Below are 17,288 nucleotides of genomic sequence, written 5' to 3'. Positions count from 1 at the left end.
AATTGGCGCCACTCGGGCGCTGGGCGGGAGGCCGCCGTTCTAGTCTCCGGACCTGAACGGGGAGGAGAACTCCATGCGGTCGGTGCCGGCGGGGGCCCGCGTCTACATCCTGTGCGTCGCCCTGGCGGGCGCTTTCTGTGCCGTGCCCGCGCTCACGCCCGCCACGCCGTGGCCCGCCGTCGCGCTGCTCGCCGTGCTCTACGCCGGGTGCGAGCAGATCACCCGGTGCCGCTTCGTCGGCCGCCGTGCCCCGCGCGGCCTCGGCACCTTCTTCCCCGTGCTGCTCGCCGGGGTCTTCCTGCTGCCCGCGCCCGCCGCCGCCCTCGTCGCGGTGCCCGGGGCGCTGCTCGCCCGCGTCGACCGCCACCCCCGGTGGGTGCGCCGGATGTGGCGCGCCGCCCAGCTGGCGCTGGCCGCCTGGGCGGCGACACGGGTGTACGGCGCGCTCGGCGGGCCCGCCGCCTGCGCCGCGCCCGACTTCCCGTACGTGCTCGCGCCCGCGGGCGCCGCCGTCCTCGCCTTCTCCGCCGTGCTCGCCGCCCTCGACGGCGGGGTCGTGGCGACCGCCGAGCGGGTCCCCATGCGCACCGCCTGGCGCGGGCTCTTCCTGCACTCCCTCGTGCCCGTCGTCGTGCACGGGCTCGCCGGGCTGATGATGGCCGTGCTCTGGACCAGTCCGTACGGCCCGCCGGCCGCGCTGCTCGTCCTGCTCCCCATGGGCGTCTCCTGCTGGCTGTTCGCGCAGTACCACCGCGAGCGCGCCGCCCATCAGGCCACCATCCGGGCACTCGTCCAGGCCGTCGACATCAAGGACAGGTACACGCGCGGGCACAGCGAGCGGGTCGGCCGCGCCTCCGTGATGATCGCGCGGGAGCTGGGCATGGACGACGAGCGCGTCGAGGTCCTGCGGTTCGCCGGGATCCTGCACGACGTCGGCAAGCTCGGCGTACCGACACGGCTGCTGCGGAAGGACGGGCCCTTGACCCCGGAGGAGCGGCGCGTCATCGAACTCCACCCCGAGTACGGGCACGAGATGGTGCGCGGCATCGAATTCCTGGGGGAGGCGCGGGCGGCGATCCTGCACCACCACGAGCGGATCGACGGCAGCGGGTACCCGTACGGGCTCGCGGGGCCGCAGATCCCCGAGTGCGCGCGGGTGGTGGCGGTGGCGGACGCGTTCGACGCGATGACGTCCACGCGGTCCTACCGGCGGGCGCGGCCCGTGCCGGTGGCGCTGGAGGAACTGGACCGGTGCGCGGGGGAGCAGTTCGACCCCGTGATGGTCACGGCGCTGGCGCGTGCGCTGGCGCGGGAGGGCTGGCACGCGGGGGTCACCTCGGACGTGCCGGAGCAGGGGAGCGCGCCCTCCGAGGCGCCCGTGTCCGCACCCGCGGTGCCGGGCCCGGCACCCCGGTGAGCGCCCCCGTCCCGGCACCCGGCACCGGGGGCCGCGCCCGCCCCGCCCCGGGCGCCCGGCCGCATACGGCCACAGGACACCCCGCGTGCCGCGCGGAACGCCTGCTCACGGCGGTGACGACCGGGCTCGCCGGGGCACTCGCCGTGGCGTCCCTCGGGTGGACCCTCCGGCACGGGGTCACCGAGGGGCGGGTGGCGCTCGTCTTCGGGGTGCTGATCGCGCTGGGGGAGCTGGCCCGGTGGGGGATCGGGACGGAGCGGGAGCCCGCGCCGCTCGGGGCCGCCGGCGCGCTCGCGTACGCGCTGCTCGGCGAGAACGCCGGGCAGGCCACCCACCACGGCGTCCTGCAGGTGATCGCCGTGGTCGTCGCGGCGGCCCTCGTGGGCGCCGTGCCGCACGTGGCGCTCGGCCGGGGTCCCGTCCTCGACCAGCTGGCGCGGCGCGTACTGACCGTCGGCTTCGCGGCCGCGTGCTTCCAACCCCTCTACAACTCCGGAAAGTTGGGCGAGTGGGTCGGGCACGGCCCCTACTTCGCGCTCGTCATCGTCGCCGTGCTCGTCCTGACCGCGCTCTGCGACGCCGTGCTCGCCGCCGCCACCGCCCACGCCCGTACGCGGTGGCCGTTCGGGCCGCTGCTCCGTGACGAGCTGCGCGCCCTGCTCGGCATCGGCTCGGCCGTGTGCGCGACGGGCGCCGTGATGGCGCTCGCGGTGGCCGTGGCCGGGCTCTGGGCGCTGCCCGTGTTCAGCCTTCCGCTGCTGCTCACCCAGCTCTCCTTCCGGCGGTACGCGGCGGTCCGCGCGACCTACCGGCAGACCATGGCGTCCCTGGCCAGGGCCACCGAGATCGCCGGATACACCCCGCAGGGCCACGCCCACCGCGTCGCGGACCTGAGCCGGGCCGTGGGCCGCGACCTCGGACTCTCCGAGCCGGACCTCACCGTCCTGGAGCACGCGGCCCTGATGCACGACATCGGGCAGCTCTCCCTCGTCGACCCGGTCCCCGAGGGCGCCACCGCGGCCCTCCCCGAGGCGGAGCAGCGCCGGATAGCCCTGCTCGGCGGTGCCGTCGTGCGGCAGACGGGGGTGGACTCCGCGGTCGCCGTCGTGGTGGAGCGCCAGGCCGATCCGTACCGCGATCAGCCGCTCACCGCACGTATTGTGCGCACCGCGAACGCGTACGACGAGATGGCGCGGGGAGAAGGCCCGTCGGGGGCCCTCGGCGGGCCGCTGAACGCCCTGGAGCGGCTGCGCCTGGCCACCGGCCGCGACTACCAGCCGGAGGTCGTGGAGTCCCTCGCGCGGGTGCTGTCGAGGGGCGGCCTTAGCTCGCGCCCGGTTGGGTAACCCATGGGTAATGAGCGGCCGTCCGACCGTACGTGGTTGGATGCGAAGAAGAAGGTGCACGGGGGTACGGCGCGCCTTCTCGACATATGGCTTCCGAGAAACTTTCCGAAAACGTACAGGCGGGAATCAGGCGGGAATCGTGAGGATCTTCGGCAAGGGACGGCACCGGCCCTCCGCCTCATGGCGGCAGGCGACCGACCGCGCGTTCACGCTGATCGGCGACGGCCGGTACGAGGACGCGGGGGCACTGCTCACGCGCGCGGCGGATCTCGAACCCTGGCTGTCCGAGTCCTGGTTCAACCTCGCGCTGCTGCACAAGTTCCGCCACGACTGGGAGCAGGCGCGGGCCGCCGGTCTGCGCGCCGTGGCGCTCCTGGACCGCTCCGCGGGCGCCCCCGACTGGTGGAACGTCGGCATCGCGGCGACCGCCCTGCAGGACTGGCCGCTCGCCCGCCGCGCCTGGCAGGCGTACGGCCTGCGGGTGCCGGGCGGGGTGGCCGCCTCCGGCGAGCCCGGGGGCATGGAGCTGGGCAGCGCGGCCGTGCGGCTCTCCCCGGAGGGCGAGGCGGAGGTCGTGTGGGGCCGGCGGCTCGACCCGGCCCGCATCGAGGTCCTGTCCATCCCGCTGCCCTCCTCCGGGCGCCGCTGGGGCGAGGTCGTGCTGCACGACGGCGTCCCGCACGGCGAGCGGACGACGGCGGCCGGGCACTCGTACCCCGTCTTCGACGAGATCGAGCTCTGGGCGCCCTCGCCGGTGCCGACCTGGGTGGTCCTCCTGGAGGCCGCCACCGAGGCCGACCGGGACGCCCTGGAGCAGCTGGCGGCCGACGCGGGCTTCGCCGCCGAGGACTGGTCGTCCTCGGTGCGGCTGCTGTGCCGGATGTGCTCGGAGTCGCGGATGCCCAGCGACGAGGGCGACGGCGAGCACCTCGACCCGCACGACCACAGCGAGCCGGGCCATCCGGGTCCGCTCGGCCACCGCAGTCCCGGCGCGCTCTGGGTGCCCGAGCGCGAGTGCGGCATCGCGGCGCCCGCGGGCCTGGTGCGCGGCCTGCTGGACGGCTGGGTCGCCGACAGCCCGGACTCCCGGGACTGGCGGGATCTCGAAGAGGTCTGCTGACGCTTCGCCGTAGGCTGTACCGGCACAAACTCTTGAGGGTTCCAAGGAAGGCGTACGGCGGACATGGCGCAGGACACTGAGCAGCAGTACTCCGACGGGGTTCTCCCCGTCGACGACGAGGGCTTCGTCATCGACACGGAGGACTGCGAGGAGCGCGAGACGGCCTACCGCGAGCGCGGCACCTCCCGGCCGATCACGGTCGTCGGCAACCCTGTGCTGCACAAGGAGTGCAAGGACGTCACCGCCTTCGACGACGAGCTCGCGAAGCTCGTCGACGACATGTTCGCCAGCCAGCGGACCGCGCAGGGCGTGGGCCTGGCCGCCAACCAGATCGGCGTCGACCTGAAGGTCTTCGTCTACGACTGCATGGACGACGAGGGCGTGCGCCACGTCGGCGTGGTCTGCAACCCGGTGCTGCAGGAGCTGCCCGCCGACCGGCGCCACCTCGACGACTCGGGCGAGGGCTGCCTCTCCGTCCCCACCGCCTACGCGCCGCTGGCCCGCCCGGACTACGCCGAGGTGACCGGTCAGGACGAGAAGGGCAACCCGATCAAGGTGCGGGGCACGGGCTACTTCTCGCGCTGCCTTCAGCACGAGACGGACCACCTGTACGGCCACCTGTACATCGACCGCCTCTCCAAGAGGGAGCGCAAGGACGCACTGCGCCAGATGGAAGAGGGCACTCCGCGCTACCCCGTGGTGGCCAATGACTGACTCACGCGACGCCTGAGAGGCGTGGGCACCGCGTGACGCGAGCGGCCCCTGGTCCGGGAACTCCTCCCTGACCAGGGGCCGTTGGCATGAGCCGCTCGCGTGTGCGAGCAGAATCGGCTGATGGAGATCCATATTCAGTCACGTAAGGGGAGGTTCTCGGCACTGGGGGGTAGTGAATGGCGCAAATCTGTTCCCTGAACGGTCAGTTGTGGTGCTGAATGGAAAGCGCGGGGATACGCAACGGCGCGCGCCCGGCACGGCGGGAGGGGCGTGGGCCCTCAAGCGGATGAAAGGGGTTTGTTCGTGCCTGCATATTCCGGAAGCACTTCACAGACACATCCACACACGCGACCTCGCACACCGGTGGTCTCGGTTCCGCCGGCAGTGGCTCTCCCAGTGATCGAAGCCGCGTTTCCTCGCCGCCTGCATCCGTATTGGCCAAAGCTTCAGGAGAAGTCGCGGACATGGCTGCGGGAAATGCGCCTGATGCCCCCGGACAAGGTCGAGCGCTACGCGGACAGCCTGTGCTACACGGATCTGGTCGCGGGCTACTACATTGGCGCCCCGGACGAGTTGCTGACCGCGATAGCGGACCTCAGCAGCTGGTTCTTCGCCTGGGACGACCGGCACGACCGGGACTCGGTGCACGGCAGGACGGCACAGTGGCGGCGGCTGTGCCGGGGCCTGCACGCCACCCTGAACGCGCCCCGGCAGTACCTGCACCACAGGGATCCGTTGGTCGCGGGGTTCGCGGACTGCGTCCTGCGCCTGTACTCCTTCCTGGGCCCCAGCTGGAACGCCCGCTTCGCCCGGCACTTCCACCCGGTCATCGAGGCGTACGACCAGGAGTTCAGGAACCGGCGCTGCGGCGCGGTGCCCACGGTCGAGGCGTACATCGAGCTGCGCCGCCTCACGTTCGCGCACTGGGCGTGGATCGACCTGCTCGAACCCACCGCGCGGTGTGAACTGCCGCGCGGCATAAGGAAGCACCCCGCATATCGGCGGGCGGCACTGGCGACCCAGGACTTCTCGGCCTGGTACAACGACCTGTGCTCGCTCCCGAAGGAACTCGCGGGAGACGAGCTGCACAATCTCGGGATCAGCCTGATCCATCACGAGGGAATGCGGCTCGAAGAGGCGGTGCGGGAAGTCCACCGGCGCGTCACCCGATGCGTATCGGATTTCCTGGAAGCCGAACCGGAAGTAATGCTGCTCGCCGATGAATTGGCGGACGGCACCCCGGAGGGAACCGAACTCGCGGACGCGGTCAGGTCCTGCGTCTTCAATATGCGGAATTGGTTCTCTTCCGTGTACTGGTTCCATCATGAATCAGGTCGCTATCGGGTGGACAGCTGGGACGACAGGGCCATTCCCCCGTATGTGACCGAGGACAGCCTGGCGGAAAACGAACTGGTTGGTGAGGAATGAGCGTCGAATCCGCAATACCCGCGCCCGCCGCGTCAGGACCGGGCCCGCTGCGCACCCCGCCCCTCGTGGGCGGTGGTGTGCCCCTGCTCGGTCACGCCTGGAACCTCGTGCGCGACCCGCTCGCCTTCCTCGCCGCGCTGCGGGACCACGGTGATCTCGTACGGATCAGGCTGGGGCCCAAGACGGCGTACGTGGTCTGCGATCCCGAGCTCGTCGGCGCCATGCTCAAGAGCCCCGAGTACATCGTCGGCGGGCCACTCTGGGACACCCTTGAAGTGCTCCTGGGCAAGGGCGTGGCGACCAGCAACGGCAGGCTGCACCGGCGTCAACGCCGCATGATGCAGCCCGCGTTCAGGCCCGAGCGGATCGCCGACTACGCCAAGGTGATGGAGGAGGAGGCGCGCGCCACGGCGGCCCGCTGGCGCCCCGGCGAGACGGTCGACGTCGGCGCGGAGATGTTCCGCACGGCGGTGCGCATCGTCTCGCGCTCGCTCCTGGAGGTCGAGTCGATCGGCGAGAAGGCGGACCGCATCGCCGACTCGCTGCACACCGTCTTCGACGGCCTCTACCGCCGGATGGTGCTCTCGGCCGGACCGCTGTACCGGGTGCCGACGCCCGCCAACCGGCGCTTCGAGAGCGCGCTCGCCGATCTGCACGCGCTCGTCGACGAGATCATCGCGGAACGCCGCGCGGCCGGCCCCGGACCGGATGATCTGCTCGCGGAATTGCTGCGGGCCAAGGACGAATCCGGGGAGCCCCTCACCGACCAGGAGATCCACGACCACGTCGTTTCCCTCGTCGTGGCAGGTGCGGAGAATGTGGCGTCCACGCTGGCGTGGACCTTCCATCTGATGACCGAACACCCGGAGCAGGAACGGCGGTTGGTTGAAGAGGTAAATTCCGTGGCCCCGGGGCGCGCGATCACATTCGCCGACCTCAAGGAGCTGCCGCACACCCGCAATGTCATCACCGAGGCGATGCGTATACGCCCGGCGGCCTGGATATTCACGCGCCGGTCCGTGGCCGAAACCGATCTGGGCGGCTATCGCATTCCGGCGGACGCCGACATCGTCTACAGCGTCTACGCGATGCAGCGCGACCCGCGTTCCTTCGAACGGCACCTGGAGTTCGACCCGGACCGCTGGAATCCGGAACGCGCGGGCGACGTACCGGAGTTCGCGATGATGCCGTTCAGCGTCGGCAACAGGAAGTGCCCCGGCGACCACTTCAGCCTGGCCGAACTCGCCCTGATCCTCGGGACGGTGGCCCCGAAGTGGCGCCTGGAGAAGGTGGCGGAGACCGACACGGACACCCGGATCGGCATCACGCTCCACCCCAAGCGGCTCGTCCTGCGGGCCGAACCGCGCTGAGCGGAGGGTGTGCCCGCCCCACCCCCGTACCACGGGGCGGGCACACCGGGACCAGTTCGCGCCAGAGCCGTGGCGCGTCGGCGACGGCTAGAACTCGTCGTCGAAGGAGACCGAACCCTCGACCGCGACCTGGTACGCGGAGGGCCGGCGCTCGAAGAAGTTGGTCAGCTCCTGCACGCCCTGGAGCTCCATGAAGGAGAACGGGTTCGACGAGCCGTAGACCGGCGCGAAGCCCAGGCGCTGGAGGCGCTGGTCGGCGACGCACTGGAGGTACTCACGCATCGACTCGGTGTTCATGCCGGGCAGGCCCTCGCCGCACAGGTCGCGGCCGAACTGCAGCTCCGCCTCCACGGCCTCCTTGATCATGTCCGTGACCTGGACCCGGAGCGCGTCGTCGAAGAGCTCCGGCTCCTCCTTGCGGACGGTGTCCACGACCTCGAAGGCGAAGTTCATGTGCATCGTCTCGTCGCGGAACACCCAGTTGGTGCCGGTCGCCAGGCCGTGCAGCAGACCGCGCGAGCGGAACCAGTAGACGTACGCGAAGGCACCGTAGAAGAACAGGCCCTCGATGCAGGCCGCGAAGCAGATCAGGTTCAGCAGGAAGCGACGGCGGTCGGCCTGCGTCTGAAGCTGGTCGATCTCCTCGACGTGGTCCATCCACTTGAAGCAGAACTGCGCCTTCTCGCGGATGGAGGGGATGTTCTCCACGGCGGCGAAGGCGGCCGCGCGGTCCTCGGGGTCGGGCAGATAGGTGTCGAGCAGCGTCAGATAGAACTGGACGTGCACGGCCTCCTCGAAGAGCTGACGGCTCAGGTACAGCCGCGCCTCGGGGGAGTTGATGTGCTTGTACAGCGTCAGCACGAGGTTGTTCGCCACGATCGAGTCGCCCGTCGCGAAGAACGCGACCAGCCGGCCGATCATGTGCTGCTCGCCCGGCGAGAGCTTCGCGAGGTCGGCGACGTCCGAGTGGAGGTCGACCTCCTCGACGGTCCAGGTGTTCTTGATGGCGTCCCGGTAGCGCTCGTAGAAGTCCGGGTAGCGCATGGGACGCAGAGTCAGCTCGAAGCCCGGGTCGAGCAGGTTCTTCTCGGAAGACGCGGTCTTCTCGTTGCTGGTGGTGCTCATTACTGGCAGGCCTCGCAGGACTCGGGGTTTTCCAGGGAGCAGGCGACGGCCTCTTCGGGGGTCGCCTGCACGGGGACGGGCGCGGTGGCGGCGGCGCTCGTCCCGCCGGCCGCGCGGGCGATGCGCGTCGCGGGGCGCGAGCGCAGGTAGTACGTGGTCTTCAGGCCCTGCTGCCAGGCGTACGCGTACATCGAGGAGAGCTTGCCGATGGTCGGCGTCTCCAGGAACAGGTTCAGGGACTGCGCCTGGTCCAGGAACGGCGTGCGCGCGGCGGCCATGTCGATCAGGCCGCGCTGCGGGATCTCCCACGCCGTGCGGTACAGCGCGCGGACCTCCTGCGGCACCCAGTCGAAGCCCTGCACCGAGCCGTTGGACTCGCGCAGCGCCTCGCGGGTCTGCGCGTCCCAGACGCCCAGCCGCTTCAGCTCCTCCACCAGGTAGGAGTTGACCTGCAGGAACTCACCCGACAGCGTCTCGCGCTTGAAGAGGTTGGAGACCTGCGGCTCGATGCACTCGTAGACACCGGCGATGGAGGCGATGGTCGCGGTCGGCGCGATGGCGAGGAGCAGCGAGTTGCGCATGCCGGTCGTGGCGATGCGCTCCCGCAGGGCCGCCCAGCGCTCCGGCCAGGTGAGCTCGACGCCGTAGTGGTCGGGGTGCAGGACACCGCGCGCGGTGCGGGTCTTCTCCCAGGCGGGCAGCGGGCCGTTGCGCTCGGCGAGGTCCGCGGACGCCTCGTACGCCGCGAGCATGATGCGCTCGGCGATGCGCGTGGACAGGGCGCGCGCCTCGGGCGAGTCGAAGGGCAGCTTCAGCTGGAAGAAGACGTCCTGGAGACCCATGGCGCCCAGGCCCACCGGACGCCACTTGGCGTTCGAGCGCCCGGCCTGCTCGGTCGGATAGAAGTTGATGTCGACGACGCGGTCGAGGAAGGTCACCGCGGTGCGCACGGTCTCGTCGAGCCGGTCCCAGGCCAGGTCGCCGTTCTCCACGAACGCGCCGAGGTTGACCGAGCCGAGGTTGCAGACGGCCGTCTCCCCGTCGTCCGTCACCTCCAGGATCTCCGTGCAGAGGTTGGAGGAGTGGACGGTGTGGCCGGGCTCCGCGGTCTGGTTGGCGGTGCGGTTGGCGGCGTCCTTGAAGGTCATCCAGCCGTTGCCGGTCTGCGCCAGGGTGCGCATCATGCGGCCGTACAGGTCGCGGGCCGGCATGGTCTTCCTGGCGAGCCCGGCTGCCTCCGCCGTGCGGTAGGCGGCGTCGAACTCCTCGCCCCACAGGTCGACCAGCTCGGGCACGTCGGACGGCGAGAACAGCGACCAGTCCTGGTCGGCGGCGACCCGGCGCATGAACTCGTCGGGGATCCAGTGCGCGAGGTTGAGGTTGTGCGTGCGGCGCGCGTCCTCACCGGTGTTGTCGCGCAGCTCCAGGAACTCCTCGATGTCGGAGTGCCAGGTCTCCAGGTAGACCGCGGCCGCGCCCTTGCGGCGCCCGCCCTGGTTCACGGCGGCGACCGAGGCGTCCAGGGTCTTGAGGAACGGCACGATGCCGTTGGAGTGCCCGTTCGTGCCGCGGATCAGCGAACCGCGCGAGCGGATGCGGGAGTACGAGAGGCCGATGCCGCCCGCGTGCTTGGAGAGCCGGGCCACCTGGTGGTAGCGGTCGTAGATGGAGTCCAGCTCGTCCAGCGGGGAGTCGAGGAGGTAGCAGGAGGACATCTGCGGGTGCCGGGTGCCGGAGTTGAAGAGCGTCGGCGAGGACGGCAGGTAGTCCAGGCGGCTCATCAGGCCGTACAGCGCGGCGACCTCGTCGACGGCGCGGGCGCTCTCGTCCTCCGCCAGACCGCTCGCCACGCGCAGCATGAAGTGCTGCGGGGTCTCGACGACCTGCCGGGTGATGGGGTGGCGCAGCAGATAGCGGCTGTGCAGGGTGCGCAGGCCGAAGTAGCCGAAGCGGAAGTCGGCGCCGTCCGCGAGGGCGGTGTCCACGAGGGCGTCGAGACGGGCCGCGTGGGCGGTCACGAACGACGCGGTGCGGTCGGCGATCAGGCCCTCGCGGTGGCCGACCGCGATGGCGTCGGTGAAGGAGCGCACGCCCTGCGTGGCCGCCTCCTCGCGGATGCCGATCGACAGGAGCCGGGCCGCGAGCTTCGAGTACGCCGGGTCCTCGGAGATGAGCCCCGCGGCCGCCTCGGTCGCCAGCTCCCGCAGCTCGGCCTCGTCGGCGCGCGCCGACCGGCCGCGCAGGGCGGCGGCGGCGACCCGGCCGGGGTCGGCGTCGGGGAGGTCGGCGGTGAGGTCGGTCAGGGTGCGCAGCAGCGCGGTCCCTGGCCCGTCGGTACCCTCGGCGGTCGGCGTCGTCGGCGCTGACGCGGGTTCGGCAGGCGCGATGGTCACGTGGAGCTCTCCCTCGCTCGGCTCTGGGCCTGGGGGAGGGGAACGGCACACACGGGCGCGCCCGGGCAGGGCGGCGTCGCGTCCACCGGCCCATTCCACGAGGCCCGGACGGTCGGCACCCGGGCCGGACGGCTCGGGTGCACTGTCGGCAGGTCCTCGGACTTGCGCGTACGACAAAGACGTACACATACACCGTTGCGGGACAGTTCCGGACTTGCACCGGATTCCCCTGCGACGACAGCGAGCACGAGCATACATCTTGTGCCGGGTTCTTGAAGCAGGCCCACATCTTGTGTCGGTCGGTCAGGTGCGTGAAGGCCGTACTGTTCCGGGGGCGGGGCGCCGCCGCGCCCGGGACGGGGGCGCCGCGGCCCCTGGGGCCGGGTTCTAGAGCCTCAACTCGTAGGTGAGCAGCGACACGTCGTCGATCGGCTGCCAGTCCCGCTCGGGCGTCCGCACGAAGCCCAGGCGCTCGTAGAGCCGGTGGGCGGCGTGCATCGAGGCCTGGGTGGACAGGACCAGGGCGGTGCGGCCCGCGTCCCTGGAGCGCCGTATGCACTCCCGCATCAGTGCCTCCCCGGCGCCCCGGCCGCGCACCGCGCCGGCGACGGCCAGCATCCGGATCTCCGACTCGTCCGCCCGGGACACCTCGGCCATCGCCCCGCCGGACGGGACGAAGGTGACGCCGCCGAGCAGCTCGTCGTCGGCCACGGCCACCAGGACCTCGGCCCGGGCGGCCCGCGCGGCCACGTCGCGCAGCACGTCGAGGTAGGGGTCCTCGGCCCCGAAGTCCAGGTGTCCGCCGTCGAGGTAGGCGTGGGCGGTGAGGGCGCCGAGCGCCTCGTACTCCGCGGGCAGGGCCCGCCTGATCGTGATGTCCATGGGGCGAAGTCTGCAACAGGGGCCGGGCGTGGCGAAGGGCCGCCGGGGGAGTCCCGGCGGCCCTTCGTGGCGTGCGTGCCGCGCCGTGCGCGGAGCGCGGGGTCAGTGCCCGGAGCCCGCCCCCACCTTGGGGAGCTCGACCGAGACGCCCTTGTCGCCGGCGTCCGCGGTGTAGTCCTCGGGCGAGGTCTCGTCGACGCCCTCGGGGGCCTTCAGCGCCTTCAGGACGAAGGTGAGGACCACCGTCACGACGACGTTCAGGACGAACGCGGTGAGGCCGATGTAGCCGATCTCGCCGATGCCCGGGATCGTGTCGGAGGAGCCGCCGAAGTGCTTCTGCGTCGGCGAGGCGACGCCGTACGCGGCCAGCGTGCCGTAGACCATGCCGACCGCCCAGCCGGCGAGCAGCGCCCAGCGGTGGAACCACCGGGTGAACAGGCCGCCGACCAGCGCGGGCATCGTCTGGAGGATCCAGATGCCGCCGAGCAGCTGGAAGTTGATCGCCACGGTCTTGTCCATGCCGAGGACGAAGACCAGGGCGCCCACCTTCACCAGGAGCGAGACCAGCTTGGAGACCTTGGTCTCCTGCTCGGGCGTCGCGTCGGGCTTGAGGAAGTCCTTGTAGATGTTGCGGGTGAAGAGGTTCGCGGCCGCGATGGACATGATGGCCGCGGGGACGAGCGCGCCGATGCCGATCGCCGCGAAGGCCACACCGGTGAACCAGTCGGGGAACATGTCCTCGAAGAGCTGCGGGATCGCCAGCTGGCCGTTGTCGACCTTGATCCCGGCCGCGATCGCCATGAAGCCGAGCAGCGCCAGCAGGCCCAGCATCAGCGAGTACAGCGGCAGGATCGTGGTGTTGCGGCGGATCACGTTGCGGTTCTTGGAGGAGAGCGTCGCCGTGATCGAGTGCGGGTACATGAACAGCGCGAGGGCCGAGCCGAGCGCCAGCGTCGCGTACGTCCACTGGCCGGCCTCCGGCGGTGCGAGCGCGCCGCGCGGCTTGTCGGTCGCCGGGTTGGTCTGCGAGAAGGCCTCACCGGCCTTGGCGAAGATCTCGTCGAAGCCGCCCAGCTTGATCGGGATGTAGATGATCGCGACGGCGATGACGAGATAGATCAGGCCGTCCTTCACGAACGCGATCAGCGCGGGCGCGCGCAGGCCCGAGGAGTACGTGTACGCGGCGAGCACCGCGAACGCGATCAGCAGCGGCAGGTCCTTGATGAACCAGTTGGTGTCCGGACCGCCGCCGATGCCCATGACGTCCAGGACGGCCTGGATGCCGACGAGTTGGAGCGCGATGTACGGCATCGTGGCGAGGATGCCGGTGACCGCGACGGCCAGCGAGAGCCCCTTGGAGCCGAAGCGCCCGCGCACGAAGTCGGAGGTGGTCACATAGCCGTGCTTGTGCGAGACCGACCACAGGCGCGGCAGGAAGGTGAAGATCAGCGGGTAGACGAGGATCGTGTACGGCACGGCGAAGAAGCCGGCCGCGCCCGCCGCGTAGATCGCCGCGGGGACGGCCACGAAGGTGTACGCGGTGTAGAGGTCGCCGCCGAGCAGGAACCAGGTGACCCAGGTGCCGAACGACCGTCCGCCCAGGCCCCATTCGTCCAGGCTCTGCTCGTTCTCCGCCCTGCGCCAGCGGGCGGCCAGGAAGCCCATGACCGTGACCGCGACGAAGAAGAAGATGAAGACGCCGAGCGCGACGCCGTTGACGCCGCCCGAGGCGAGCGTCTGTGTTCCCGATGCGTACGTGTTCACTGTCCGGCACCCCCGTGGGCCTGCTCGGCCTTGCGGGCGCGCTGGTCACGCTGCCACAGCTTGTAGGCGATCATCGTGAGCACCGTGGAGATGAGCACCCACAGCATCTGGTACCAGTAGAAGAACGGGATGCCGATGAAGGTCGGCTCGATCCTGGCGTACGAGCTGACCCAGAGCATCGCCACGAACGGTGCGACAAGACAGACGGCGATGACCACGCGGACCGGCGTGACCACCGGTCTGTTCACTTCAGGCGCATCTGACATATCGCGGCTCCGTTCCCTCACTTATCCCATGCTTAACGTGCGGGAAATCTAAGCCACAGTCTCGCGGTATGGAACCCCTGTCCGGATAACGGACAGATGAATGTGCCCAGTTCAGCGAGGCGCGTCGGCCCCGACGGCAGACATGCCCGCCTCAGCAGCAGCGGAATCCCTGGCGCGGGTCCGACTCCTCACGGTCCGTCCGCATGCGCTCGAACTCGCGGCGGCTGGGCACGGCCGCGGCGGGATGCGCCTTGCGTACGTGCGTCACATAGCGGTCGTACGCCGACTCGTCGGTCAGTTCGCGGACGTACCACCGCATCCAGCGCACCCCGCGCAGCAGCCAGGTCATCGCACCGGCTCCCGCTTCGTCCCGCGCCTGTCCTCGCGCTTTGCGAAGAGGCCGTCCGGTGCCGTCAACTTCGACTCCACGTAGGGTGCTTCGCTCAGGCGGGAGGAGTGCGGGTCGCGGACGTGCCGGACGCAGATCCGGGCCGCGTCCAGGATCACGACGACGACGAGCAGGGCGAGCGCCGCCGAAAGGACGCCGTCCACCGTGGAGTTGGTGACGACGGTGTGCATGTCGTCCATGGTCTTGGCGGGCGGCAGGATCTTCCCCTCGTCGATGGCGTCCTGGTAGTTCGCGCGCTGCTGGAAGAAGCCGACGCGCGGGTCGCTGGAGAACACCTTCTGCCAGCTCGCGGTGAGCGTCACCGTGGCGTCCCAGACGAGCGGGATCCCGGTGACCCAGGCCCACTTGAGGCGTCCGGACTTCACGAGCAGTGTCGTGCAGACGGCCAGTGCGACGGCCGCGAGGAGCTGGTTGGCGATGCCGAAGATCGGGAAGAGCTGGTTGATCCCGCCGAGCGGCTCGTGCACGCCGACCCACAGGAAGTAGCCCCACAGGCCGGTGACGACGGCGCTGGTCGCGATGAGTCCGGGCTTCCAGCTCACCCGCCTGAAGGGCTTGTAGACGTTGCCCAGCATGTCCTGGAGCATGAAGCGGCCCACGCGCGTGCCCGCGTCGAGCGCGGTCAGGATGAACAGCGCCTCGAACATGATCGCGAAGTGATACCAGAACGCCCGCATCGAGCCGCCGGTGACCTTGGAGAAGATCTCGGAGACGCCGATCGCGAGCGTGGGGGCGCCGCCGGTGCGCGAGAGCAGCGAGGATTCCTCGACGTTCTTGGCGGCCTGCGCCAAGTCGTCCGGGGAGATGCTGTACCCGAAGCTCGCGACGGCCTTCGAGGCCTCCTGGACGGTGTCGCCGACGACGCCCGCCGGCGCGTTCATCGCGAAGTAGAGACCCGGGTCGATGATCGACGCGGCGACGAGCGCCATGATCGCGACGGACGACTCCATCAGCATGGAGCCGTAGCCGATCATCCGGACCTGCGTCTCCTTCTGGATCATCTTCGGCGTCGTGCCCGAGGAGATCAGCGCGTGGAAGCCGGAGAGCGCCCCGCACGCGATGGTGATGAAGACGAAGGGGAAGAGCGAGCCCGCGAAGACCGGCCCGTCGCCGCGCGAGGCGAAGTCGGTCACCGGGTCCATCTTCAGCGTGGGCAGCGCGATCACGACGCCCAGCGCGAGCAGCACGATGGTGCCGATCTTCATGAACGTCGACAGGTAGTCGCGCGGCGCGAGCAGCATCCACACCGGCAGGATCGAGGCGATGAAGCCGTACGCCACCAGCCAGACGACCAGCGTCGAGGGCGCCAGCGTGAAGGTGTCCGCGAGGGGCGACTCGGCGACCCAGCGGCCGGCGACGAGCGCGAGCAGGAGCAGCGCGACGCCGATGAGCGAGACCTCGCTGACCCGGCCGGGCCGCAGGACCCGCAGGTAGAAGCCCATCAGCAGCGCGATCGGGATGGTCATCGCGATGGAGAAGGTGCCCCAGGGCGACTCGGCGAGCGCGTTGACGATGACGAGCGCAAGCACCCCGAGCAGGATGATCATGATGGCGAAGGTGGCGAGCAGCGCGGCGGCCCCGCCGAACGGGCCGATCTCCTCGCGCGCCATCTGCCCGAGCGACCTGCCGTCGCGCCGGGTCGAGAAGAACAGCACGACCATGTCCTGCACGGCGCCCGCGAAGATCACGCCGACGATGATCCAGATGGTGCCGGGCAGATAGCCCATCTGCGCCGCGAGGACGGGCCCCACCAGCGGTCCCGCGCCCGCGATCGCCGCGAAGTGGTGGCCGAGCAGCACCCGGCGGTCGGTCGGGTGGAAGTCGATGCCGTTGTCGAGCCGCTCGGCCGGGGTGGCCCGGGTCCGGTCGACCTTGAGGACCTTGTACGCGATGAACTTGGCGTAGAAGCGGTACGCGATGGCGTACGAGCCGAGGGCCGCCGCCACCATCCAGGCGGCCGACACCTCCTCGTCGCGCGCGAGTGCCAGGACGGTCCAGCCCGCGGCGCCGACCAGCGCGACGAGGGACCAGATGACGATGGATCGAGGATCTGCTCTGCGCACCGGGTCGTCCTCCCGTTCATCATGCGATGACGGGAGGAACGTAGAGCAGCGCGGTGATCTGCGCCAGACCCCGGGCGGCGCCGGTGGCGAACCCCGTGCGCCGGGGCCCGGGGGGACGGGCTCAGTCCGTGGGGCGCTTGAGGCGGGCGACGAACTTGTAGCGGTCGCCGCGGTAGACGGAGCGCACCCACTCCACCGGCTGGCCGTCGCCGTCCAGCGAGTGGCGGGACAGGAGCAGCATCGGCAGGCCGACGTCGGTGCCGAGCAGGCCGGCCTCGCGCGGGGTGGCCAGCGAGGTCTCGATGGTCTCCTCGGCCTCCGCGAGATGTACGTCGTACACCTCGGCGAGGGCGGTGTAGAGCGAGGTGTACTTGACCAGGGAGCGGCGCAGGGCGGGGAAGCGCTTGGCGGACAAATGGGTCGTCTCGATCGCCATGGCCTCGCCGTTGGCCAGCCGGAGCCGCTCGATCCGCAGCACCCGGCCGCCCGCGCTGATGTCGAGGAGTCCGGCGAGGGTGTCGTCGGCGGTGATGTAGCCGATGTCCAGGAGCTGGGAGGTCGGCTCCAGGCCCTGGGCCCTCATGTCCTCGGTGTACGAGGTGAGTTGGAGGGCCTGGGAGACCTTGGGCTTGGCGACGAACGTGCCCTTGCCCTGGATGCGCTCCAGGCGGCCCTCGACGACCAGCTCCTGGAGGGCCTGGCGCACGGTGGTGCGGGAGGTGTCGAACTCTGCGGCGAGCGTGCGCTCCGGGGGGACGGGGGTGCCCGGCGGCAGCGTCTCCGTCATGTCGAGCAAGTGGCGCTTCAGGCGGTAGTACTTGGGCACGCGCGCGGTGCGGCCGACGGTCGCGGCCTCGGTCGAGGGCGCGCCCACCTCGGTCCCGGTACTGCCCGCCTCAGTGCCCATCGGTTGCCTCTCCGGCTCCTGTGCTGCTGCCGTCACCGGCTCCTCCGTCTGTCGCGGCTCACATCGTGGCACGGTACGGGCCGA

General features: G+C 70.7%; 14 protein-coding genes and 1 riboswitch. Of the genes, 6 read left to right on the top strand and 8 right to left on the bottom strand.

The features are described from left to right. The first annotated feature begins 73 nt into the window (after nt 1-73). The 6 genes from AB0L89_RS09930 (at nt 74) to AB0L89_RS09905 (ending at nt 7,395) form a co-directional block, all read left to right on the top strand. Nucleotides 74-1,417: an HD-GYP domain-containing protein gene (locus AB0L89_RS09930; RefSeq protein ID WP_365137116.1), complete on the top strand. Its 1,344-nt coding sequence runs from the start codon at nt 74-76 to the stop codon at nt 1,415-1,417. Between the two features lie 101 nt (nt 1,418-1,518). Beyond that, entirely contained in the window at nt 1,519-2,763 is a 1,245-nt protein-coding gene (locus AB0L89_RS09925) for an HD domain-containing protein (RefSeq protein WP_365137237.1), read from the top strand. Nucleotides 2,764-2,902: 139 nt separating this feature from the next. Then, a complete protein-coding gene (locus tag AB0L89_RS09920; protein ID WP_365137113.1) occupies nt 2,903-3,883 on the top strand; it encodes a hypothetical protein in 981 nt (326 codons plus the stop codon). Nucleotides 3,884-3,946: 63 nt separating this feature from the next. Further along, entirely contained in the window at nt 3,947-4,597 is a 651-nt protein-coding gene (def, locus tag AB0L89_RS09915) for a peptide deformylase (protein WP_365137110.1), read from the top strand. 297 nt (nt 4,598-4,894) lie between these two features. Continuing rightward, on the top strand, nt 4,895-6,025 hold the full coding sequence (gene cyc1 / locus AB0L89_RS09910) for an epi-isozizaene synthase (protein ID WP_365137107.1): 1,131 nt from the start codon (nt 4,895-4,897) through the stop codon (nt 6,023-6,025). Continuing rightward, entirely contained in the window at nt 6,022-7,395 is a 1,374-nt protein-coding gene (locus AB0L89_RS09905; protein ID WP_365137104.1) for a cytochrome P450, read from the top strand. Before cyc1 ends, AB0L89_RS09905 begins: the two co-directional genes overlap by 4 nt. Nucleotides 7,396-7,482: 87 nt before the next feature. On the opposite strand, the gene AB0L89_RS09900 is transcribed toward AB0L89_RS09905, so the two are convergent. From AB0L89_RS09900 to AB0L89_RS09865, 8 genes are all read right to left on the bottom strand, one after another. Further along, nucleotides 7,483-8,520 (bottom strand): ribonucleotide-diphosphate reductase subunit beta, encoded by a 1,038-nt coding sequence (locus AB0L89_RS09900; protein WP_365137101.1) that lies wholly within the window; start codon nt 8,518-8,520, stop codon nt 7,483-7,485. After that, on the bottom strand, nt 8,520-10,913 hold the full coding sequence (locus AB0L89_RS09895) for a ribonucleoside-diphosphate reductase subunit alpha (RefSeq protein ID WP_365137098.1): 2,394 nt from the start codon (nt 10,911-10,913) through the stop codon (nt 8,520-8,522). The genes AB0L89_RS09900 and AB0L89_RS09895 overlap by 1 nt, the downstream gene beginning before the upstream one ends. Before the next feature lie 129 nt (nt 10,914-11,042). Next, a riboswitch (cobalamin riboswitch) is annotated at nt 11,043-11,184 on the bottom strand. Nucleotides 11,185-11,300: 116 nt separating this feature from the next. Next, nucleotides 11,301-11,795 (bottom strand): GNAT family N-acetyltransferase, encoded by a 495-nt coding sequence (locus AB0L89_RS09890; protein ID WP_365137095.1) that lies wholly within the window; start codon nt 11,793-11,795, stop codon nt 11,301-11,303. A gap of 102 nt (nt 11,796-11,897) precedes the next feature. Next, the gene (mctP, locus tag AB0L89_RS09885; RefSeq protein WP_365137234.1) at nt 11,898-13,460 is read right to left on the bottom strand and encodes a monocarboxylate uptake permease MctP; all 1,563 of its coding nucleotides are present in this window, start codon (nt 13,458-13,460) and stop codon (nt 11,898-11,900) included. Between the two features lie 95 nt (nt 13,461-13,555). Continuing rightward, nucleotides 13,556-13,825: a DUF3311 domain-containing protein gene (locus AB0L89_RS09880; RefSeq protein ID WP_365137092.1), complete on the bottom strand. Its 270-nt coding sequence runs from the start codon at nt 13,823-13,825 to the stop codon at nt 13,556-13,558. 151 nt (nt 13,826-13,976) lie between these two features. Further along, entirely contained in the window at nt 13,977-14,174 is a 198-nt protein-coding gene (locus AB0L89_RS09875; protein ID WP_365137089.1) for a YbdD/YjiX family protein, read from the bottom strand. Next, nucleotides 14,171-16,297 carry a carbon starvation CstA family protein gene (locus tag AB0L89_RS09870; RefSeq protein ID WP_365137086.1) on the bottom strand — a complete coding sequence of 709 codons (2,127 nt, stop codon included), beginning with the start codon at nt 16,295-16,297 and terminating at the stop codon, nt 14,171-14,173. The genes AB0L89_RS09875 and AB0L89_RS09870 overlap by 4 nt, the downstream gene beginning before the upstream one ends. A 121-nt stretch (nt 16,298-16,418) precedes the next feature. After that, nucleotides 16,419-17,204, bottom strand: a complete 786-nt coding sequence (locus AB0L89_RS09865) for a GntR family transcriptional regulator (protein ID WP_069885717.1) — start codon at nt 17,202-17,204, stop codon at nt 16,419-16,421. Nucleotides 17,205-17,288 lie beyond the last annotated feature (84 nt).

Origin of the sequence: Streptomyces sp. NPDC052114, from assembly GCF_040680155.1 — a bacterium.
GTDB lineage: Bacteria > Actinomycetota > Actinomycetes > Streptomycetales > Streptomycetaceae > Streptomyces.
Note: the sequence above shows the minus strand (reverse complement) of the source record. Positions and strands in the feature narration are given on the sequence as shown.